General features: G+C 60.7%; 17 protein-coding genes, 4 tRNA genes and 1 pseudogene. 15 read left to right on the top strand and 7 right to left on the bottom strand.

Going from position 1 to position 20482, the window contains the following annotated elements; all coding sequences use genetic code 11:
* The first annotated feature begins 50 nt into the window (after window positions 1–50).
* The 4 genes and pseudogenes from JFT44_RS08845 (at window position 51) to JFT44_RS29060 (ending at window position 4498) form a co-directional block, all read left to right on the top strand.
* Window positions 51–812: an SDR family oxidoreductase gene (locus JFT44_RS08845; protein WP_198830562.1), complete on the top strand. Its 762-nt coding sequence runs from the start codon at window positions 51–53 to the stop codon at window positions 810–812.
* A gap of 206 nt (window positions 813–1018) precedes the next feature.
* Complete coding sequence (locus JFT44_RS08840) at window positions 1019–2443, top strand: PLP-dependent aminotransferase family protein (protein ID WP_198830561.1); 1425 nt, start codon at window positions 1019–1021, stop codon at window positions 2441–2443.
* Between the two features lie 114 nt (window positions 2444–2557).
* A pseudogene (locus JFT44_RS29065) lies at window positions 2558–3799 on the top strand (HAMP domain-containing protein); the annotation flags it as partial.
* A complete protein-coding gene (locus JFT44_RS29060; RefSeq protein ID WP_374067569.1) occupies window positions 3785–4498 on the top strand; it encodes a methyl-accepting chemotaxis protein in 714 nt (237 codons plus the stop codon). The pseudogene JFT44_RS29065 and the gene JFT44_RS29060, both read left to right, overlap by 15 nt.
* Before the next feature lie 148 nt (window positions 4499–4646).
* On the opposite strand, the gene JFT44_RS08830 is transcribed toward JFT44_RS29060, so the two are convergent.
* A complete protein-coding gene (locus tag JFT44_RS08830) occupies window positions 4647–5459 on the bottom strand; it encodes an alpha/beta fold hydrolase (RefSeq protein WP_057959005.1) in 813 nt (270 codons plus the stop codon).
* 124 nt (window positions 5460–5583) lie between these two features.
* Window positions 5584–6354, bottom strand: a complete 771-nt coding sequence (locus JFT44_RS08825; RefSeq protein WP_198830559.1) for a hypothetical protein — start codon at window positions 6352–6354, stop codon at window positions 5584–5586.
* Between the two features lie 356 nt (window positions 6355–6710).
* On the opposite strand from JFT44_RS08825, the gene JFT44_RS08820 reads away from it, so the two are divergent.
* The 4 genes from JFT44_RS08820 to JFT44_RS08805 all read left to right on the top strand — a co-directional run bounded on the left by JFT44_RS08820 (window position 6711) and on the right by JFT44_RS08805 (window position 7124).
* Window positions 6711–6786: transfer RNA gene (locus tag JFT44_RS08820), tRNA-Glu, on the top strand.
* Between the two features lie 2 nt (window positions 6787–6788).
* A tRNA-Gly gene (locus JFT44_RS08815) sits at window positions 6789–6864 on the top strand.
* Between the two features lie 105 nt (window positions 6865–6969).
* Window positions 6970–7045, top strand: a tRNA-Glu gene (locus JFT44_RS08810).
* 3 nt (window positions 7046–7048) lie between these two features.
* A tRNA-Gly gene (locus tag JFT44_RS08805) sits at window positions 7049–7124 on the top strand.
* Between the two features lie 102 nt (window positions 7125–7226).
* Here the strand turns inward: JFT44_RS08805 and JFT44_RS08800 are convergent.
* Complete coding sequence (locus JFT44_RS08800; protein WP_057959007.1) at window positions 7227–8966, bottom strand: dipeptidase; 1740 nt, start codon at window positions 8964–8966, stop codon at window positions 7227–7229.
* 155 nt (window positions 8967–9121) lie between these two features.
* Window positions 9122–9748: a hypothetical protein gene (locus JFT44_RS08795; RefSeq protein ID WP_057959008.1), complete on the bottom strand. Its 627-nt coding sequence runs from the start codon at window positions 9746–9748 to the stop codon at window positions 9122–9124.
* Between the two features lie 90 nt (window positions 9749–9838).
* Between JFT44_RS08795 and JFT44_RS08790 the strand changes: the two genes are divergently transcribed.
* Window positions 9839–10771, top strand: a complete 933-nt coding sequence (locus JFT44_RS08790) for a LysR family transcriptional regulator (protein WP_170059808.1) — start codon at window positions 9839–9841, stop codon at window positions 10769–10771.
* Window positions 10772–10931: 160 nt separating this feature from the next.
* Here JFT44_RS08790 and JFT44_RS08785 read toward each other — a convergent pair whose 3' ends face one another.
* Both JFT44_RS08785 and JFT44_RS08780 read right to left on the bottom strand, forming a co-directional pair.
* Complete coding sequence (locus JFT44_RS08785) at window positions 10932–11339, bottom strand: PA2817 family protein (RefSeq protein WP_057438892.1); 408 nt, start codon at window positions 11337–11339, stop codon at window positions 10932–10934.
* Between the two features lie 76 nt (window positions 11340–11415).
* Window positions 11416–13863: an acyl-CoA dehydrogenase gene (locus tag JFT44_RS08780; RefSeq protein WP_198830558.1), complete on the bottom strand. Its 2448-nt coding sequence runs from the start codon at window positions 13861–13863 to the stop codon at window positions 11416–11418.
* Between the two features lie 202 nt (window positions 13864–14065).
* On the opposite strand from JFT44_RS08780, the gene JFT44_RS08775 reads away from it, so the two are divergent.
* From JFT44_RS08775 to JFT44_RS08760, 4 genes are all read left to right on the top strand, one after another.
* The gene (locus JFT44_RS08775; RefSeq protein ID WP_057438894.1) at window positions 14066–14725 is read left to right on the top strand and encodes a transglutaminase family protein; all 660 of its coding nucleotides are present in this window, start codon (window positions 14066–14068) and stop codon (window positions 14723–14725) included.
* 43 nt (window positions 14726–14768) lie between these two features.
* Entirely contained in the window at window positions 14769–15386 is a 618-nt protein-coding gene (locus JFT44_RS08770; protein WP_115127706.1) for a glutathione S-transferase family protein, read from the top strand.
* Window positions 15387–15520: 134 nt separating this feature from the next.
* Window positions 15521–16453: an ABC transporter ATP-binding protein gene (locus tag JFT44_RS08765; RefSeq protein WP_057438895.1), complete on the top strand. Its 933-nt coding sequence runs from the start codon at window positions 15521–15523 to the stop codon at window positions 16451–16453.
* Window positions 16450–17229 (top strand): ABC transporter permease, encoded by a 780-nt coding sequence (locus tag JFT44_RS08760; RefSeq protein WP_057438896.1) that lies wholly within the window; start codon window positions 16450–16452, stop codon window positions 17227–17229. The genes JFT44_RS08765 and JFT44_RS08760 overlap by 4 nt, the downstream gene beginning before the upstream one ends.
* A gap of 139 nt (window positions 17230–17368) precedes the next feature.
* On the opposite strand, the gene JFT44_RS08755 is transcribed toward JFT44_RS08760, so the two are convergent.
* Complete coding sequence (locus JFT44_RS08755) at window positions 17369–17914, bottom strand: TetR/AcrR family transcriptional regulator (RefSeq protein ID WP_057959012.1); 546 nt, start codon at window positions 17912–17914, stop codon at window positions 17369–17371.
* 90 nt (window positions 17915–18004) lie between these two features.
* On the opposite strand from JFT44_RS08755, the gene JFT44_RS08750 reads away from it, so the two are divergent.
* Both JFT44_RS08750 and JFT44_RS08745 read left to right on the top strand, forming a co-directional pair.
* Entirely contained in the window at window positions 18005–19189 is a 1185-nt protein-coding gene (locus JFT44_RS08750; RefSeq protein ID WP_198830557.1) for an MFS transporter, read from the top strand.
* 92 nt (window positions 19190–19281) lie between these two features.
* Window positions 19282–20436, top strand: a complete 1155-nt coding sequence (locus JFT44_RS08745) for a TDT family transporter (protein WP_057438898.1) — start codon at window positions 19282–19284, stop codon at window positions 20434–20436.
* The last annotated feature ends 46 nt before the right edge of the window (window positions 20437–20482 follow it).

The following is a 20482-nucleotide window of genomic DNA, read 5'->3' as shown; positions in this document are numbered from 1 at the left end:
CTGGCCCTGGCTATGCTGGGCCCACGGGCATTCATCCAAGGATATAAGCAATGAGCATGACGTTTTCCGGCCAGGTCGCCCTGGTCACCGGCGCTGCCAACGGTATCGGCCGCGCCACGGCGCTGGCATTCGCCAGCGAAGGCTTGAAGGTCGTGGTCGCCGACCTGGATGTGGCGGGCGGTGAGGGCGCCGTCGCGTTGATCCGCGAGGCGGGCGGCGAGGCGTTGTTCGTGCGCTGCAACGTCACCCTGGAGGCGGATGTGCAGCAACTGATGCAGCAAGTGCTGAACAGCTATGGTCGCCTGGACTATGCGTTCAACAATGCCGGCATCGAGATTGAACAGGGCAAGTTGGCCGATGGCACCCTGGATGAGTTCGACGCCATCATGGGGGTCAACGTCAAGGGCGTGTGGTTGTGCATGAAGTATCAGCTGCCGTTGCTGCTGGCCCAGGGCGGTGGGGCGATCGTCAATACCGCGTCGGTGGCGGGGTTGGGGGCTGCGCCGAAGATGAGTATTTATGCGGCGTCCAAGCATGCGGTGATTGGCCTGACCAAGTCGGCAGCCATCGAGTACGCGAAAAAGAAAATCCGCGTCAACGCCGTGTGCCCGGCGGTGATCGACACCGACATGTTCCGTCGTGCCTATGAAGCCGACCCGCGCAAGGCCGAGTTTGCCGCCGCCATGCACCCGGTCGGGCGCATTGGCACGGTCGGGGAAATCGCCAGCGCGGTGCTGTATCTGTGCAGCGATGGCGCGGCGTTCACCACTGGCCAGGCATTGGCCGTGGATGGCGGTGCGACGGCTATTTAGGACGGGTCGTCGTGCACCACTGAGAAAGTGATTTCCAGTGCTGTGGGGCGTTTCCGCAGGTGGCAAAATGCCCTGGGTTATTGTGTTTCAATAGGTAAATAATCCAATAAAATCAATGATTTAATAAATTTATGAACAGGGTGATCCTGGCCTTCTGTGCTTAACTGTTTTGAGTTAAATGCCAAACAGTTGAAGCGGGGTGGCTCATGGATTTAGGGATCAATCGACAAGCCCTTGTACCGGTGGTTCAGCAAATTGTCAGCGCCATTGCCGCATGGATTCGGGAGAGCGGGGTCAGCCCCGGAACGCGCCTGCCTTCCATCCGGCAACTGGCCCAGGACAACCTGCTCAGTCAATCCAGTGTGATCGAGGCGCTGGAGCGCATGGTGGCCGAAGGGGTCTTGGCCTCAAGGGCCGGTTCGGGGTTTGTTATCGCCGAGCAACCGGTGACCAGCAGCCCATTGGCGGAGTGCCAGTGGTATGAGGGGGCAGAACGCAGGTGGGGGGCCTTTACCGATAACCAGTTGGGAGAGTTGAAGCTGGGGTGCGGCTGGCTGCCAGACACCTGGCGTGAAAGTGATGACATCAGCTATGCGATTCGCGAAATCAGCCGGACCGATACCGCTGGGGTTTTCAATTACAGCACGCCCCTGGGGTTGCCGGCGTTACGTGAGCAATTGCACAAGCGCCTGACACAGATCCAGGTGGCCAGCACTGCCGAGCAGATCCTCACCACCCACGGCGCGACCCATGCCCAGGACCTGCTGATCCGCACCTTGCTCAAGGCCGGCGACACGGTGGTGGTCGAGAGCCCTGGCTACGGCAACCTGTATCGTCAGTTGGCTTTCCACGGTGTCATGTTGCTGGAGGTGCCCAGAACCCGCAGCGGCCCGGATATCCAGGCCCTGGAAACGCTGCTGGCCCGCCACCGCCCCAAGTGCCTGTTCATCAACAGCCTCTATCACAACCCGACGGGCACCAGCCTGTCGCGGGTGGTCGCCGAGCGTCTGTTGCACCTGGCCCACACTCGGGACTTCCTGATTGTCGAGGAGGATGTCTACGGCGACCTGCAACATGCTTCCTGTACCCGTCTGGCGGCGTTGGCCCATGATGATCGGGTGATCTATGTCTCGAGCTTTTCCAAGACCCTGAGCAGCGCCCTGCGGGTTGGCTATCTCACCGCCAGCACGGCCCTCATCAGCCAATTGCTCAAGCTCAAGACCTTGACCGGTATGGGCACCTCACGCTTTGCCGAAGCGATGGTGGCCAGTCTCCTGACCAACGGCACCTACCGCAAATGGGTACAGCGCCTGCGCCGACGGCTGAGCGCGGAGATGGCGAAGACCTTGCAGGTGCTGGAGGATGAAGAGTGGGAGGTCTTTGCGGTGCCCGCAGGTGGCATGTTTGTGTGGGCGCGCCCGGGTTCAGGGGATGGCTCAAGGGTGCACGCAAGGGCCCGACAGCTTGGGGTCTTGCTGTCTTCCGGCGAGTTGTTCAGCCCGACCGGCGAGCACGCTGACTGGCTGCGGATCAATGTGGCCTATGCCTGCGATCATCGGGCCCTGGCATTGTTCAAAGCCATGGGCCCCACAGGATCGACCTCCACCATTCTGAAAACGACGGGGGTGTAGCTTTTTGCCATTATTGTGGCGCCAACGTCTTGTGTTGCAGGGCCCGGGATTGCGAATCTCGTTGTACGAATACTGGACTTGCTGGCGTTCGCCACCCCAAGAGGACTTTGCGCAATGATTTCGGCCGTGCAACGACGATTTGCCAACCTTGGGCTGGCCAGGAAGCTGGGGCTGGGGTTTGCCCTGGTATTGCTGTTGACGGCCCTGGTGGCGGCGATTGGCGTGTGGTCCCTGCAAACCGTTGGCCAGCGTTTTGTGGGGCTCAAGGGCATGTCCTCGCTCAATGAGGGGCTGCTGAATGTGCGTTTGATTGAGCAGGAGTATGCATTGCGCAGCGATGCCGACTCGGTCGAGGTCCTGCACCAACGGGTGGATAGCCTGGTGGCCGAAGCCCAGGCGCTCAACATGAGCGAGGTCGAGCAGGCGCTGGGCGCCTATCGCAAGGCATTTGACGAATTTGTCGAGCTGACCCAGGCCAAGGACCTGGCGCTGGAAATGGCCAGTTGGTCGGTGTCCAGTGTCGCCAACAACCTCGATGTATTGCAGGCCGGCCTGGCCGACGATGGGGCCTATAACCTCAAGGAAAGCCAAGGCAAAGAGGGCGCCGAGTTTATCGAGCAGGCCGGGCAGGTGGGGCAGGTTTCGCGCCTGATGTTGCAGGCCATGAACGAAGCCCATGTGCGCCTGGATCAGAGCCGCAAGGGCGACGCGGACAGTGCCGGGCAAGGCCACATCGAGCAGGCCGATCAGGCCCTGGTCCAGGCCGGGCAACTGCAGACCCTGGTCAAGGATCCTGGCTATCAGACCGTGCTCAATGAAGTGGTCGGGCATATCGGAGCCTTCAGCGAAAAACTCACCGAATACACCGGCCTGCTGGCCCAGGAAAAAATCGTCTACCAACAGTTGCATGAGCGGGCCGCGCAAGTGGTGGCGCAGGTCAACCAGGCCTATGCCGCGCAGGACCAGTCGATGCAGGCGCAGTTGGCCAAGAGCAGCTTGCTGATCATTGTGTCATCGGCCCTAGCTTTATTGGTCGGGGTGATTGCCGCGTGGCTGATTACCCGGCTGATCGTGATGCCGCTGCGCAGCGTGATTGCCGTGGCCCGGCAGATTGCGGCCGGGGATCTCAGCGGGCGCATGGAGGTGAGCCGACAGGACGAGATGGGCCAGTTGATGCAGGCGATGCAGCAGATGGGCGGGGGCCTGAGCAATATGGTCAGCGGGCTGCAGGCGGGGATTGAACAATTGGCCAGCTCGGCCCAGTCATTGTCCAGGGGGGCCGAGCAGACCAATCTCGAAGTCAGTAGCCAGAAAGAAGAAACCGAGCAAGTCGCCACCGCCATGAACCAGATGGCCGCCACGGTGCACGATGTGGCACGCAATGCCGAGCAGGCCGCACAAGCGGCGCAGACCGCCGACGACAAGGTCGACACTGGCCAGCAGGTGGTACGCCAGAGCCTGCAGCGCATCGAGCTGCTGGCCAGTTCGGCGACCTCTGCCAGCACCAGCATCGAAAGCCTGAGCGCCGAAATCCAGAATATCGGTAGCGTGTTGGAGGTGATCAAAAGTGTTGCCGAGCAGACCAACCTGCTGGCGCTCAACGCCGCCATCGAGGCGGCACGCGCTGGGGAGCAAGGGCGCGGCTTTGCGGTGGTCGCCGATGAGGTGCGCGCCCTGGCCAGGCGCACCCAGCAATCGACGGAGGAAATCGAACGTCTGGTCAGCACCTTGCGCAGCGCGGCGCAGTCTTCAGTGCGGGATATCCAGCACAGCGGCGAGTTGGTGAAGCTGGCTGTCAGCGATGCCCTGGAAACCGAAAGTGCGTTGGGCAGCATTGCCGCGGCGGTGTCGCTGATCCAGCAGATGAACCAGCAGATCGCGGCCGCGGCCGAGCAGCAGAGCTCGGTGGCCGAAGAAATCAACCGCAGCGTCACCAGTATCCGCGCCAGCGCCGATCAATCGGCGCTGAGCATGCAGGGTAATGCGGCATCGAGTATCGAGTTGGCGCAACTGGGGGCGGAACTCAAGGGGATGGTGGGGCATTTCCGGCTGTGATCATATTCAGGGCCGGAACGAGTTCCCTGGGGGAGCTGACACCCTGAGGTGTACTCACGGGCGCCATCGCGGGCGAGCCCGCTCCCACAGGGGGAGTGTAGCTGCGCGCCTCGGCATCTCATCTACATTGGAGATACTCAAGGTGTGATCAGGCGTGATTGGCCAAAAAGGTCAGCAGTGCCTCATTGACGAAATCAGGATTTTCCCGGCTGGAGATATGCCCTGCGTCCGGGATCAATACCAGATCGCAGCCGATCAGATCGGCCATTTCCTGCGCTTCTGCGGGTGGGCGCGGCTGGTCCTCGTTGCCACACATCACCAGAGTCGTATCAGCATTCAGGCGGGATAAGCCTTCCAGCGCATCCCCACGACCGAAAATCAGGCGACCCAGGGGCACGATGCTTTGCAGCAGGCGATCCTTGGGGAAGTCGCGCAGGGACTGGCGGAAGTCCTGATACAGCGCAGAGTCGTGGTCGATGCCGGGGCGGAAGAAGATCGGCACGATGATATCCAGCAGGGCATCTGGAATAGCACCCGCGGCCTCGATTGCGCCGAGCAGTGCGAAATACTGTTCGCGGGTGGCCTCAGGCTCTGCGCCCAGATACGTATCCATCAATACCAGGCTGTTGACCCGCTCGGGCGCCAGCAACGCCAGCGGCGCAGCCCACATGCCGCCGACGGACAAACCCACCAGGTTGACCTGGGCAATCTCCAGATGGTCCAGCAAGGCCAGGGCCTGGCGTGCCAGGTCGTCCAGGGTGCGGGTCTGTGCCGGTAGCGGGCCAGACTCACCGTGACCCCACAGCTCTGGCACGATCACTCGGTACTGTTGCGACAGGGCGGCGATCTGCGGTGCCCACATGTGCTGGTCCCACAGGTAGCTCTGGCCGAGCAGGACAGCAGGGCCCGCGCCCTGGTCCACGTAGTGCAGGGGCTGACCATCAATGATGACACTTGGCATGAAGGCCTCTTTCGTTTACGGAATGAAGTGCACTTTTGTACGCGAGTTATTGCAGCGAGGGGTAGAGGCAGGATGATGGCTCCGGGTGCAAAGCATGCACCCGGCGAATCAAGGCAGGAGGGGATCAGTCGTAGATGACTTTCTTTTTCCACTCGGCATCAGCGTCATCGGCTTTCAAGCCTGCGGTCAGCTCATTGGTCTCTTCGGCGGTTTGCTGGCTGTTGGTCAGCACCATGGAGTTGGCACGCGCCAATTGTTTTTCCAGCAGTTGCAGGTGCTGGCTGTAGGTGGCCGGTTCAGGCTGCTTGCGCAGGTATTGCACGCCGCGCTCGAATGCCAGGCGCGCCTGGCCGGGCTGCGCCTGTTGCAGCGCGTGTTGGCCAAGATTGTTGAAGAACTCGATGTGCAGCAGCACCAGCAGGTGACGGATTTCGCGGATCCAGTGCTTGGCCTCGTTGGTGGGCAAAAAGCCGTCCTGGGCGGCGCGGGTGACCTGGCCATGCAGGGCTTCGAGCAGGAAGCGTACATCCTTGGCCTTGGCTTCGGTCTGGATCGGCCCTGGAGGGTTGTTCACCGGGATCGACTCGCCCTGGCCTACCAGTGCTTCCAACTCGGCAATACGGGCCTTGATGGTGCTGCTGGATTTGTTGAGGTTGAGCATGCGTTGGTTGACGTTCAGTTCCAGGCGGGTCAGCAGCAGCTTGAGCTGCGGCGTCATCAGTTGGCCGGGGAACGTCTCGGTGATCTCGCCACAGCGGCGCAGCCGATCATTGAGCTCAATCTGGGCCCGGGCTTTTTCCAGTTTGTTGTTTTCCACCACGTGGTTCATGTAGCCAATGGCGATCAGTATTACGATCCCGGCTATTACCAGCAGGGTGATCATGAGTGGTGTCACCGGTGTGACCTCTTTGTAGGATGTGCGTTGAAGTGTAGTGATTGGCGCTTGCGGCGGATAGGACTCTTCGACGAGATGAGTCAGTGCTTTCATCTGTATATGTAGTAACTCTGAATAGATGCACATTGCCACCATTCGCGGGTCAGGACTATAACGTCTTGTCGGGCGCCAGAATATAGGCGCCAAAGCCTGGACGGCGAGAAACTCCGACAGTGGCGGTAAAGCGGGGCGAAGTCATTGATTTAAATAAATTTATCCTTGGGGGTTGACGACCTTTCAATCCATCCATAGAATGCGCGCCACTTACAGCGTAAAGCACACAGCGAAACGCGGTAGGGAGTGAATGTTGTACGTGTGTCCCCTTCGTCTAGTGGCCTAGGACACCGCCCTTTCACGGCGGTAACAGGGGTTCGAGTCCCCTAGGGGACGCCATTGCGGGAATAGCTCAGTTGGTAGAGCACGACCTTGCCAAGGTCGGGGTCGCGAGTTCGAGTCTCGTTTCCCGCTCCATTTTTAAACAGTGTGGCTTTCGGGCGGCACTGAGTGAAACCAGGACCAAGTCTTCGGACAAGGCCTCTGGGCACTGGAATGCACACCATGTGTTTCAGTTAGCGTGTCCCCTTCGTCTAGTGGCCTAGGACACCGCCCTTTCACGGCGGTAACAGGGGTTCGAGTCCCCTAGGGGACGCCATTTGCGGGAATAGCTCAGTTGGTAGAGCACGACCTTGCCAAGGTCGGGGTCGCGAGTTCGAGTCTCGTTTCCCGCTCCATATTCAACAAAAACGCCGCTCAGTGATGAGCGGCGTTTTTGTTTGTCTGCAATTCAAGCCTGCGCAAATGGACCCGCCGCACAAGCGGGTCCAGGTGCTGGGTCAGAGTTTCGGCAACTGCCCGATACGGCCCATCATTTCCGTCACGATCTGCAGGTCCAGCAGGAACTGCTCGGTGGTCTTGAACTCGTTGTCGGTGTGCCCGGTGTATTTGACCTCGGGGCGGGCCAGGCCGAATTGCACGCCATTGGGCAGGTCATGCACCGAGGTTGCGCCAGCCGAAGTCCCGTACTCAGGCTTCATGCCCAGGTTTTCCGTGGCCACGGCCAGCAGCGCCTTGACCCATTCACCCTCGGGGTTACGGTACATCGGCGCGGCGACCGAGTAATCGAAGGCTGGCGCAATATGGGTCTTTTGGCTCCAGGCGCTCAGCTTGTCAGCGATCTCTTTCTTGAGCGTTTCTGGGGATTTACCTTTTGGCACCCGCAGGTTGACCGCCAGCTTGAAGGCTTTTTCGTCCATGCCGACAAAGGTCGGCGAGGTGGTCAGTGGCCCCATGAACGTATCGGCAAAGCCCACGCCCAATTTGCCGCCCAGGTAATCCAGGCCCCAGTTATCGGCGGCATAGCGGGCAGCGTCAGTAATCTCGTTGTGTTTGAACGCAACCTTGCCGTCCAGGCTGTTGATAAAGACCAGCATCCGCGCCACCGGGTTGATGCCCGATTCGGGTTCGGAAGAGTGCGCCGATACCCCGGTGACGGTCAGCTTGACGTCTTTGTCGACGACCTTGGCATCTACAGTGAAATCGCCACCATTGGCCTTGGCGAATGCACTCCCGGCCTGTTGCAGGCTGGCAGCCAGTTCGGCGGGGCTGTCGCTACGCAACGTGGCCACCGAGGCCGAAGGAATCTGGTTGGTCGCCAGGCCGCCGGTCATGGCAATGATTTCGGCGCCTTTGCCGTCGGCTTTGCGCTTGGCAAAGGTGGCCATGACCGTGCCATAACCCTTTTCGGCGATGACGACCGGGTAGCCGCCGTCCAGCGCGAGGTTGTAGTTGGGCGTCGGGTTGTGTTCGAAGTAGTAGGGAATGGCGTCGCCGGTGGTTTCTTCGGTGGTGTCCACCAGCAGCTTGAAGTTGCGTGCCAGGGGCAGGTTTTCTTCCTTGATCACTTTCATCGCATACAGCGTCACCACGATGCCGTTCTTGTCATCCTCGGTGCCGCGGCCGTACATGCGGTCGCCAATCAGCGTGACCTTGAACGGGTCGAGGCGGGTGCCATCGGCCAGTACCCAGTTTTCCGGGGTCACCGGCACCACGTCGGCGTGGGCGTGGATGCCCACAACTTCGTCGCCGGCACCTTCCAGGGAAATTTCGTAGACGCGGTTGTCGATATTGCGGAACTTCAGGTTGAACGCCTGGGCCAGGCTCTTGATCTTGTCGGCGATCTTGATGAATTCAGGGTTGTCGTGCTGGGCTACGCCTTCTACCTGGAAGGTCGGTATGGCCACCAGCTCGCGCAGGGTCTCGGTAGCCGCCGCGCCGTATTTCACCCGGGCGTAGAGGCCCAGCAGGCGATGAATTTCGTTTTGCTGTTCGGCGGACAGGCGTTTGTTATCGAGAAAAGCACTGATTGCCGGGCCCAAGTCGGCGGTTTTGCCCAGTTCACTTTTGGCCAGGCTGCCGAGGAAGGTGCGGAAGTCCTTGATCGAGGCGTCATTGAACGTCTTGAGGATGGTCGCGCTCTGTTGCGGGGTGATATTGGCGAACGCTGGTGCGGTAACGGCGGACAGGCTGGCGACCATCAGGGTGGCGGCGGCCAGGTGCTTGAGGGAGAAGTCCATTGCTGGGGGCATTCCTTTGCAGGTGGTGAGTAGGAGGTTTCCGATTTTTATGTCGGAAACATTTTCACACACTAGCATCACCCACAAGCTCCAGGGGAGCCCCTTGCGCGGTGATGTCCTATCTCAATAATAAAACGCCGCCTGCCATCAATCTGTCAGTCGAGGCTGTAGCGCACCGACAACGTGCCCTTCTTCTCCGACAGGCCGAGGATCGTGACCTGGCCGACTTGGGCGAGGGCCTGTACGTGAGTGCCGCCGCAGGCGTAGGGCGGCAGATCACCAAAACCTACTTCCCGGGAGCCGCTTTGCAGCGTCATTTGGCGCGGTAAATCTGCGGCGATCCATTGGTTGACCTGTTGTTGCAGGGCATCGGCCTCCATGTTCTGGGCGAATTCCCCACGGATAAAACTGATCTTGCCTTCGCCTGGCCAGTGGTGGGCCTTGATCGGCATCCAGCCCAGGGTCTCACCGGCGTTGCCAATCAGATGCCCTGCCGAATGCAGGCGTGTATGCAGGGCGCGGCGCTCGCCGTCGACCCGCGCTTGCTGGATCCCGAGTGCGACGGGCTGGTCCACGTAGTGCACGATGCGCTCGGCTTCCTGCACCACTCTCAACACGTTGCTGTCTCCCAGCCACCCCGTATCAAAAGGCTGGCCGCCACCCTGGGGGTGGAAAATGGTGGAGTGCAGCACCACCGCAAACTGCTGCTCAAACGGCGTGCACTCCAGCACATCAACATCGGCAACCAGGTGGTCATGGGTAAAAAACAGGCGCTGGGTCATCGTCTACATCCGCATCAGGGTTCTAAACAGCAGTATAAGTAGTGCGCCAATGGGTGATAATCCGCTGAAATCTCAATGGACTTGTGCGTCATGAGCATCAATCTTCCTTTGCCGCTGCTGGGCGAAATGGCGATTTTCGTCAAGGTGGTGGAAACCGGCAGCTTCTCCGAGGCGGCGCGCCAACTGGGGGCGTCGCCATCGGCGGTGAGTCGCAGCATCTCGCGCCTGGAACAGGCCCTGGCCACGCGGCTGCTGCAGCGCACCACACGCAAATTGCGCTTGAGCGAAGGTGGCGAAGAGGTCTTCAAGCGCTGCCAGGAAATGGTCAGCGCGGCGCGCTCGGTGATGGAAATCAGCGGCCAGTACACCCACGAAGCCGAAGGGCTGGTGCGGGTCAGTGTGCCCAAGGCGGTCGGGCGGTTTGTGGTGCATCCGCATATGCCGGAGTTCTTGCGGCGTTATCCCAAGGTCGATGTGCAGTTGATCCTCGAAGATCGGCAGGTGGATTTGATTGATGACAATGTCGACCTGAGCATCCGCATCACCGACAGCCCGCCACCGGGGTTGGTAGGGCGCCAGTTATTACCGATTGAACATTTATTGTGTGCCACGCCGCAGTATCTGGCCGCCCACGGTACGCCGCTGCATCCCCATGATTTGCTGGGGCACAGTTGCATCTACCTGGGCGAAACGCCGGGGGATGCGCGCTGGAAATTCCGCCAGGCGGGTAAGACAGTGACGGTAGGGGTACGCGGGCGGTATGCGGCCAATCACACGGGGGTGCGGCTGGATGCGGTGTTGCAGGATGTAGGGATTGGCAGCTTGCCGTACTTCACCGCGCGGCATGCCTTGGAGGAGGGGCGGTTGGTGCAGGTCCTGGCGCAATGGGATTTCATTGCCTCGTACCATGGGGATGCCTGGTTGCTGCATTCGCCCACACGCTACCTGCCGCCGAAATTGCGGGTGTTTATTGATTATCTGGTGGAGTGCATGGCTAAGGAGCCTACATTGCGTCGGCGGTAGGCGCGCGATCGAGAATGTGGAGCAGGTTAGTGTGGGAGCGGGCTTGCCCGCGATGGCTGAGTGTCAGTCGATACATTGGTTGACTGATACACCGCTATCGCGGGCAAGCCCGCTCCCACACAAGCCCGCTCCCACATTTGGATCTTTGGTGCTTTTGAGATCAGTGCTTGGGCTGGTCGTTGGACATGGCCAGCAATTGCTTTTCCTGGTTCCAGTCGAACGGTTCGTCGTTCTGTTCGGCTTCGAAACGACGTTCTTCCAGGGCCTGGTACAGGTCCAGTTCATCGTCGGGCATGAAGTGCAGGCAGTCACCGCCGAAGAACCACAACAGGTCGCGCGGTACCAGATGGGCAATCTGCGGGTAGCGCAGGATGACCTGGCTCATCATGTCCTGGCCCAGGTATTGGCTTTCGATCGGGTCGATGGGCAGCAGGGCCCGCAGTTCATCAAAGCGTTCCAGGAACAGCGCGTGACTTTCCTCGGGAACCTGTTCGGCTTCGCCGACGGCAACCAGGATGCTGCGCAGGTGGTCGAGCAAGACGAGATGATCGGCAACGACGTTGGACACGAGAGTAAGTCCTCAAAAGCAAAAACGGGCGCGAGAGTATATAGCTCTCGCGCCCGTTTTTATATGACGGTTGGTCTCAGCGGACTCTGCCGGGCGCCTGGGCCAGCTCCTCTTTGCTGAAGTCATCCACGTCGATCACCTTGCGCCGCGCCACTTCCGCGTCGCGCAGGGTTTGCGCTTCAGCCGGTTGCAGCACGCCTGCTTCCAGTGCGGCGTCGATGGCGTGTTCCCCGGCGCGCGGCTTGACCTGGCCACTTTTGAGGGCGCTGTGGAGTTTCTTTTGCAGCGGGTGGCTGGCACCCAGTAGGTCATAGGCGTGTTGCAACGCGCCGACCGGATCTTCCGCCGATTGCGGGCGATAGCAGCCAGCCAGCAGTTCTTCCAGGGTCGGGTCGCCCTTGGCTCGGCCAATCACTGCGGCGACTTCAGCGTCCAGTGCATCGGACGGGCCTTTATGGCGACGCCCGAATGGGAACACGATGACCCGCATCAGGCAGCCCAGCACTTTGTTGGGGAAGTTGCTAAGTAACTCATCCAGCGCGCGTTCCGATTGGCCAAGGCTTTCTTCCATGGCCCAGGCAAACAGCGGTTCCAGATGATCCGGGGAGTCGAGGTCGTGGTAGCGCTTGAGCGCCGCCGAGGCCAGGTACATATGGCTGAGTACATCCCCCAGCCGTGCCGACAGGCGTTCACGACGCTTCAGCTCACCACCCAGCAGCATCATGCTCAGGTCTGCCAGCAGGGCGAACGCGGCGGCCTGGCGGTTGAGGGCGCGGAAGTAACCCTGGCTCAAGCGGTTGCCCGGGGCTTTTTCGAAGTGGCCCAGGCCCAGGTTCAACACCAGGGTGCTGGCGGCGTTGCTCACCGCAAAACCGATATGTTGCAGCAACAGCCCATCGAACTCCTTGAGTGCCTGGTCGCGATCTTCACGACCGGCGAGGGCCATTTCCTTGAGGACGAATGGATGGCAGCGAATCGCCCCCTGGCCGAAGATCATCAGGTTGCGCGAAAGGATATTCGCCCCTTCCACGGTGATGAAGATCGGCGCCCCCTGCCAGCTGCGGCCCAGGTAGTTGTTGGGGCCCATGATGATGCCCTTGCCGCCGTGCACGTCCATGGCGTGGCTGATGCACTCGCGGCCGCGCTCGGTCAGGTGGTACTTGAGGATCGCCGAGAGCACCGAAGGTTTTTCCCCCAGGTCGACCGCATTGGCGGTGAGCATCCGCGCACTGTCCATCAACCAGGCATTCCCGCCGATACGGGCCAGGGCTTCCTGGATGCCCTCGAAGGCGGACAGCGGTACGTTGAACTGCTCGCGCACCTGGGCGTACTGGCCGGTCACCAGGCTGGTGAACTTGGCTGCACCGGTGCCCACCGCCGGCAGGGAGATCGAACGGCCGACCGACAGGCAGTTCATCAGCATCATCCAGCCCTTGCCGAGCATTTCCTGGCCACCGATCAGGAAGTCCAGGGGAATGAACACATCCTTGCCGGAGTTGGGGCCGTTCATGAATGCCGCGCCGAGGGGCAGATGACGGCGCCCGATTTCCACGCCGGGGGTGTCGGTGGGGATCAGCGCCAGGCTGATGCCCAGGTCTTCTTCCTCGCCCAGCAGATGGTCCGGGTCATAGGCCTTGAAGGCCAGGCCCAGCAGGGTCGCGACCGGGCCCAGGGTGATATAGCGTTTTTCCCAGTTCAGGCGCAGGCCAAGGGTTTCCTTGCCTTGCCATTCGCCCTTGCAGATCACCCCGGTGTCGGGCATCGCGCCGGCATCGGAGCCGGCCAGCGGGCCGGTCAGGGCAAAGCACGGGATGTCATCGCCACGGGCCAGGCGCGGCAGGTAGTGGTTGCGTTGCTCGTCGGTACCGTAGTGCAACAGCAGCTCGGCCGGGCCCAGGGAGTTGGGGACCATGACGGTGGAGGCGAGGTCGCCGCTGCGGGTCGCCAGTTTCATTGCCACCTGGGAGTGGGCGTAGGCGGAAAAGCCCTTGCCACCGAACTCCTTGGGGATGATCAGGGCGAAGAAACCGTGTTGCTTGATATGGTCCCAGGCCGCTGCCGGCAGGTCCATGGCCTGGCCGATTTCCCAATCGGTGACCATCGCGCACAGCTCCTCGGTGGGGCCGTCGATAAAAGCCTGTTCCTCTTCGGTCAACTGCACCTTGGGGTAGGCCAGCAGCTTGTCCCAGTCGGGACGGCCGCTGAACAGTTCGCCGTCCCACCACACGGTCCCGGCGTCGATGGCATCGCGCTCGGTCTCGGACATCGGCGGCAATACTTTCTGGAACCAGTTGAACAGCGGTGCGGTGAAATACTGGCGACGCAGGTCGGGCAGCAGCAGGGGGGCGGCGACTATCGCGAGCAGCACCCAGAACACCAGCAGCAACCAGCCCGGTGCATAGCTGAAGGCGCCCATCGCCAACAGGTAGACGGCGACCACGCCCAGGGCGGGCAGGGGCGCGGTACGACGGTGTGCCAGGTAGGCAATGCCGAGCACCAGAACCAGTATCCACAACAACAGCATATTCAATCCTCCGTGAAACCAGGGGCAGAAGCACCCTCAGAGCTTAGCCGGCATCCGGAAAAGCGGTGCCTGAGGGTGTTACGTGGTGTGGCGGGAAGTGCTCGACAGTCACAGGCAGCAGGCGCCGACATTTGGCCGAATCGTCGTTAACCTTCGGTCGGGCCTGTGGTTAGACTCCAGGCTCGCCTCGGAGAAAATCCCCATGAATGCGTACTTGAGTCCCAGCCGCTTCATCGATAGTGACCACCCCACGGTGGTGGAGTTCGCCGAAAAACATCGCGGTTCGAGCCGTGATCCCCGTGACCAGGCAGTCAGTCTGTATTACGCCGTGCGCGAAGCGGTACGCTACAACCCTTACACCTTCAGCCGCGATCCGCAAACCCTGCGTGGTAGCTACGCCCTGGCTGCCGGGCAGAGCTATTGCGTGCCCAAGGCCACCCTGCTGGCGGCGTGCGCCCGGCATTGCGGCATAGCGTCGCGCATTGGCCTGGCCGATGTGCGCAACCATCTGTCGACCCCGCGCCTGATCGAGTTGCTCAAGAGTGATGTGTTCGCCATGCATGGCTACACGGAGTTGTATCTGGATGGGCGCTGGGTCAAGGCGACCCCGGCGTTCAACCAGCAATTGTGCGAATTGTTCGATGTGCCGCCCTTGGATTTCGACGGAATCAACGACAGCGTTTTCCACCCGTTCAACCGCCAGGGCCAGCGCTCCATGGAGTATGTGGTGGACCATGGGCAATTTGCCGAGGTGCCCGAGGAATTCTTCTTTGCCCACCTGGAAAAGTGTTACCCGCACCTGTTTGGCGAGCATTCGCCGCAATTGTTAGGTGATATGCAGAGCGATTTGAGTCGCGGCTGAACCGGCGTATGCTGCTCCGGCATTCATCCACTGGGAGGCGGTCATGCTGAAGATCTGGGGTCGTAAAAATTCGTCAAACGTCAGGAAAGCACTGTGGTGCGCCGAGGAACTCGGCCTGGACTATGAGGCAATTGATGCGGGCGGGGCCTTTGGTGTGGTCGATACACCGCAGTACCGGGCATTGAATCCCAATGGCCGGGTGCCGATGATCGAGGACGGCGAGTTTGTGTTGTGGGAATCCAACACCATCGTGCGTTACCTCTGCGCCAAACAGGCTTCGAGCTGGTACCCCGCCGATCTGCAGGCGCGGGCCAATGCCGAGAAGTGGATGGACTGGACCACCTCGACCTTTGCCGAACCGTTCAAGACGGTGTTCTGGGGCATTTTGCGCACGCCGGCCGAGCGGCAGGACTGGGACAGCATCCATGCCGGGCGCAATGCCTGTATCGAGGTGTTGAAAACCGTGGACCAGGCCCTGGCTGAGCAGCCCTACCTGTCCGGCAACGAGATCGGCATGGGTGATATTCCCCTGGGCAGCTTTATTTATGCCTGGTTCGAGATGCCGATCGAACGCCCGGCGATGCCCAATCTAGAGGCGTGGTACCGGCGTTTGCAGCAACGTCCGGCCTATCAAAAAGCGGTAATGACCGCGTTGACTTAATACTGACTATTAATACAGGTGACTGTACTTGTGCGGCGCAGGCAAGCACCATGCTTGCCGTGCGCTGCGGTTGTATTAGGTGTGGCGCGCCCTTATCTATTTCTTCTATTCCCTTCCTTGGTGCGTAATCCGATATGAGTTCCGCTCTGTCCATCCGGCAGCTAACCAAAACCTACGGCAACGGTTTCCAGGCCCTGAGTGGTATTGATCTGGATGTCGCCGAAGGTGATTTCTTCGCATTGCTCGGCCCCAACGGTGCCGGCAAATCCACCACCATCGGTATTCTGTCGACCCTGGTCAACAAGACCAGTGGCACGGTGAATATCTTTGGCCATGACCTGGATAAATCCCCGGCCGCGCTCAAGCGCTGCATTGGTGTGGTGCCCCAGGAGTTCAATTTCAACCAGTTTGAAAAGACCTTCGATATCGTCGTGACCCAGGCCGGTTACTACGGCATCCCGCCGAAAATCGCCAAGGAGCGCGCCGAGCAGTACCTGACCCAGCTGGGGTTGTGGGACAAGCGCGACGTGCCATCACGTTCCTTGTCCGGCGGCATGAAGCGGCGCCTGATGATCGCCCGCGCCCTGGTGCATGAGCCGCGCCTGCTGATCCTCGACGAACCGACGGCCGGCGTGGACATCGAATTGCGCCGCTCAATGTGGACCTTCCTCACCGAGCTGAACCAGAAAGGCATCACCATCATCCTCACCACCCATTACCTGGAAGAGGCTGAACAGCTGTGCCGCAACATTGGCATCATCGACCACGGCACCATTGTCGAGAACACCAGCATGCGTAACTTGCTGGGCCAGTTGCATGTGGAGACGTTCCTGCTTGACCTGAAAAACAACCTGTCCGCGCCCCCTGCGTTGATCGGCTACCCCAACCGCCTGGTGGACAGCCATACCCTGGAAGTGCAGGTCGATAAAACCGTGGGCATCACCGCGCTGTTCAGCCAACTGGCCTTGCAGAACATTGAAGTGCAGAGCCTGCGCAACAAAACCAATCGCCTGGAGGAGTTGTTCGTGTCCCTGGTGGAGAAGAATCTGGCGAAGGTGGCGGTATGAATTCCGAGTTCCAACCCAATCTGGTAGCGCTCAACACCATCGTCTACCGCGAAGTGAAGCGCTTTATGCGCATCTGGCCGCAGACCCTGCTGCCGCCAGCGATCACCATGGTTCTGTACTTCGTGATCTTCGGGAACCTGATCGGCCGGCAGATTGGCGATATGGGTGGCTTCACCTATATGGAATACATCGTGCCTGGGCTGATCATGATGTCGGTGATCACCAACTCCTACGGCAACGTGGTGTCGAGTTTCTTTGGCAGCAAGTTCCAGCGTTCCATTGAGGAATTGATGGTTTCGCCGGTGTCGCCACACACCATCCTGATCGGCTACACCCTGGGCGGCGTGCTGCGTGGCTTGATGGTCGGGGCGATTGTGACGGTGCTGTCGATGTTCTTCACCGACCTGCAGGTGCATCACCTGGGGGTGACCATCCTGGTGGTGGTGCTCACGGCGACAATCTTCTCGCTGCTGGGCTTTATCAACGCCGTGTTTGCGCGCAACTTCGATGACATCTCGATCATCCCGACCTTTGTGCTGACCCCGCTGACCTACCTGGGCGGCGTGTTCTACTCGATTACCCTGCTGCCGCCGTTCTGGCAGACCGTGTCGCTGGCCAACCCGGTGCTGCATATGGTCAATGCCTTCCGCTACGGGATCCTGGGCGTGTCGGATATCAAGATCAGCGTGGCGATCACCTTTATGATCGTGGCGACGGTGGTGTTGTATCTGGGCTGCGCACGGCTGCTGGTGAGCGGGCGTGGGATGCGTACCTAAGCCAGGTCTAAAGATGTACGGGCCTGTGTGGGAGCGGGCTTGCCCGCGATAGCGGCGGGTCAGTTAAAGAGGTATTGACTGACACCTTGCAATCGCGGGCAAGCCCGCTCCCACATAAGCCCGCATACACACAGTTGGGTCAGGTGTGCAGGGCAATCTCAATCAGCTCATGCAACTCCTCAACCTGCATCGGCGCCGCGTCAAACAGAATCCGAAACACCGTTGGCGCCGCCAGCAGATTGATCAGTCGATCCACGCTGGGCAATGCCTGGCCGCTGCCTTGGTAACGGTCCAGGATCACCTGCAGTTGCCCACCCAGAATCGTCACGCAGTACCCCGGCGTCTGGCTGCACTGCACATCGCGCATCATCGTGCGCCCCGGTTCCGAACTCATCTCGTCCAGGTACTGCTCTGCCCAGGCTTGCAGGTCGCCGCGCAGGCTGCCGGTGTTGGCGGGCTCGCTGTCGGGGCGCATGCGGGCCAGGGCGACGTCGGCGAGCAGGGCTGCGAGGTCGCCCCAGCGCCGGTAGATGGTCGACGGCGTGACCCCGGCCCGTGTGGCAATTTGCGGTACTGTCACGCTGGCGCGCTCTTGCTCTTGCAGTAGCTGGCGCACCGCCGAATGAACCGATTCTTGTACCCGGGCACTACGGCCCCCCGGGCGGAGGCCTTCTTTTATCGCCATGCCAAAACCTTAACACAAAGAATTTGCTTTAAGCGCGACCCAGTAGCACACTGCACAAAAGCAAAATATTAGCTTTAGCGGAGCGTGCCCATGTCCAGCGTCACTTCTCATCGTTCCAGCCTGGTGTTTCTAGCGAGCACCATGCTGACGTTTCTCGCCGCCTCCAGCGCGCCGACGCCGTTGTATCACCTTTACCAGGAGGGCCTGCACTTTTCTGCTGGCACCTTGACGCTGATCTTCGGCGTCTACGCCTTGAGCCTGCTGGCTGCGTTGTTGACCGTCGGTTCGCTGTCGGATTACCTGGGGCGCAAGCCAGTGATCTTCGCCGCGCTGGTGCTGAATATGCTGGCGATGCTGCTGTTTATCTACGCCGACAGTGTCGCCTGGCTGATTGCCGCCCGCACCTTGCAGGGGTTTGCCACAGGCATGGCCACCGCCGTGCTCGGCGCTGCGTTGCTCGACACCGACCGTCGGCAGGGCCCGCTGGTCAACAGTGTCGCGCCATTGCTGGGCATGGCCTGTGGCGCCATGGGCAGCAGTGTGCTGGTGGAGTTCGCGCCGCTGCCGACCCAGTTGATCTATTTGGCCTTGTTCGCGCTGATGCTGTTGCAGAGCCTGTATGTCTGGCGCTTGCCGGAAAGCGTCAGCTCCATCCCTGGCGCGCTCGCCTCGCTATGGCCGACCCTGCATGTGCCGGCCCAGGCGCGCCGGGCCTTGTGGCTGTCGCTGCCGGTGGATATCGCGGTGTGGGCCATGAGCGGTTTCTACTTGTCGCTGGCGCCGTCGCTGGTAAGGGCGGCGACCGGATCCACCTCCAACCTGATCGGTGGCGGCCTGGTTGCGGTGTTGACCTTGAGCGGTGCGGTGATGATTTTCAGCCTGCGCAATCGCCCGGCGGACAAGGTGCTGCGCCTGGGAGCCGGCCTGTTGGCCGTGGGCGTCGCACTGATCCTCGGTGCGGTTCACAGCGCCAACCTGAGCTTGTTTTTCTTCGCCACGCTGGTGGCTGGCAGCGGATTTGGCGCAGGTTTTCTCGGCGCGTTGCGCAGCATAGTCCCCCTGGCCTTGCCCCATGAGCGGGCCGGGTTGATGTCGGCGTTCTACGTCCTCAGTTACCTGGCGTTCTGCCTGCCGACCCTGTTGGCGGGCAACCTGACCCGCAGTTTTGGCCTGATCGCTACCACTTATGGCTACGGCGGGGTGTTGATCGTATTGGCCCTCGGCGCCTTGATTGGCTTGATGAGGCAAGCGCCGGCCAAGTCTGCATATAGGTAAAACAGATAACAGTTAGAGATATTACCCGTTATATAGATATTCCTTAAGCTTCTATCATGGGCTCAACCTCATACGAGGAAGAGGATTGAGCCATGACCTGCCCCAATAGCATCACCCCCAGTTACAAACCTTTCAGCCATTTGGCCGCCCCCAGGGAAGTGATTCGCCAGTTCACCCCCAACTGGTTCGCCGCCACCATGGGCACCGGCGTGCTGGCGTTGGCCCTGGCGCAATTGCCGGTGCAATTGCCGGGTGTCTATGCCATCGCCGAAGGGCTGTGGCTGCTGACGATCGTTTTGTTTGTGTTGTTCAGCGGTTTATACGCGGCGCGCTGGGTGATGTTTTTTCACGAGGCGCGGCGAATCTTCGGACACTCCACGGTCTCGATGTTCTTCGGCACCATCCCCATGGGCCTGGCGACCATTATCAATGGCCTGTTGCTGTTTGGCCTGCCGCGCTGGGGCGAGGGCGTGGTGCAACTGGCCGAGGCCCTGTGGTGGCTGGACGTCGCCATGGCCCTGGCGTGTGGGGTGTTGATCCCGTTCATGATGTTTACCCGCCAGGAACACAGCATCGACCAGATGACAGCGGTCTGGCTGTTGCCGGTGGTGGCTGCCGAAGTCGCCGCCGCCAGTGGTGGCCTGTTGGCGCCGCATCTGGTCGACGCCCATTCGCAACTGGTGATGCTGGTGACCAGCTACGTGCTCTGGGCGTTTTCTTTGCCGGTTGCGTTCAGCATTCTGACGATCCTGATGCTGCGCATGGCCCTGCATAAACTGCCCCACGCCAACATGGCCGCGTCGAGCTGGCTGGCCCTGGGCCCGATCGGCACCGGCGCCCTGGGTATGTTGCTGCTGGGCCAGGACGCGCCGGCGATCTTCGCCGCCAATGGCTTTGCCGGCATCGGCGAGATTGCCGCCGGCCTGGGGCTGGTTGCCGGCATCACCCTGTGGGGCCTGGGCCTGTGGTGGATGTTGATCGCGGTGCTGATCACCCTGCGTTACCTGCGAGCCGGGATTCCATTCAACCTGGGCTGGTGGGGGTTTACCTTCCCGCTGGGGGTGTATGCCCTGACCACGTTGAAACTGGGCAGTACTTTGCACCTGGCATTTTTCAGCGTGACCGGCAGCGTGCTGGTCGCCGCGCTGGCCCTGATGTGGCTGGTGGTCAGCAAGCGCACGGTGCAGGGTGCCTATAAAGGTGAGCTGTTTGTTTCACCGTGCATTGCAGGATTGGGGAATAAGTAAGCAGGATTAGGTAAAGTCGTGGCCTGAAAAATCAATAAAGCCTTCA

Origin of the sequence: Pseudomonas sp. MF5691 (assembly GCF_016405645.1) — a bacterium.
Taxonomy (GTDB): domain Bacteria; phylum Pseudomonadota; class Gammaproteobacteria; order Pseudomonadales; family Pseudomonadaceae; genus Aquipseudomonas; species Aquipseudomonas shahriarae.
The sequence above is the reverse complement of the archived record's forward strand: the minus strand, read 5'-3'. Positions and strand labels throughout refer to the sequence as shown.

Excerpts from the sequence above, each read along its gene's own strand:
- JFT44_RS08780 (WP_198830558.1), bottom strand. The coding sequence starts at position 13,863 with ATGCTGTTGTTGTGGATACTGGTTCTGGTGCTCGGCATTGCCTACCTG.
- JFT44_RS08750 (WP_198830557.1), top strand. The coding sequence starts at position 18,005 with ATGTCCAGCGTCACTTCTCATCGTTCCAGCCTGGTGTTTCTAGCGAGC.
- JFT44_RS08790 (WP_170059808.1), top strand. The coding sequence starts at position 9,839 with ATGAGCATCAATCTTCCTTTGCCGCTGCTGGGCGAAATGGCGATTTTC.
- JFT44_RS08840 (WP_198830561.1), top strand. The coding sequence starts at position 1,019 with ATGGATTTAGGGATCAATCGACAAGCCCTTGTACCGGTGGTTCAGCAA.
- JFT44_RS08770 (WP_115127706.1), top strand. The coding sequence starts at position 14,769 with ATGCTGAAGATCTGGGGTCGTAAAAATTCGTCAAACGTCAGGAAAGCA.
- JFT44_RS08760 (WP_057438896.1), top strand. The coding sequence starts at position 16,450 with ATGAATTCCGAGTTCCAACCCAATCTGGTAGCGCTCAACACCATCGTC.
- JFT44_RS08745 (WP_057438898.1), top strand. The coding sequence starts at position 19,282 with ATGACCTGCCCCAATAGCATCACCCCCAGTTACAAACCTTTCAGCCAT.
- JFT44_RS08845 (WP_198830562.1), top strand. The coding sequence starts at position 51 with ATGAGCATGACGTTTTCCGGCCAGGTCGCCCTGGTCACCGGCGCTGCC.
- JFT44_RS08800 (WP_057959007.1), bottom strand. The coding sequence starts at position 8,966 with ATGGACTTCTCCCTCAAGCACCTGGCCGCCGCCACCCTGATGGTCGCC.
- JFT44_RS08765 (WP_057438895.1), top strand. The coding sequence starts at position 15,521 with ATGAGTTCCGCTCTGTCCATCCGGCAGCTAACCAAAACCTACGGCAAC.
- JFT44_RS29060 (WP_374067569.1), top strand. The coding sequence starts at position 3,785 with ATGAACCAGATGGCCGCCACGGTGCACGATGTGGCACGCAATGCCGAG.
- JFT44_RS08795 (WP_057959008.1), bottom strand. The coding sequence starts at position 9,748 with ATGACCCAGCGCCTGTTTTTTACCCATGACCACCTGGTTGCCGATGTT.
- JFT44_RS08755 (WP_057959012.1), bottom strand. The coding sequence starts at position 17,914 with ATGGCGATAAAAGAAGGCCTCCGCCCGGGGGGCCGTAGTGCCCGGGTA.
- JFT44_RS08830 (WP_057959005.1), bottom strand. The coding sequence starts at position 5,459 with ATGCCAAGTGTCATCATTGATGGTCAGCCCCTGCACTACGTGGACCAG.
- JFT44_RS08775 (WP_057438894.1), top strand. The coding sequence starts at position 14,066 with ATGAATGCGTACTTGAGTCCCAGCCGCTTCATCGATAGTGACCACCCC.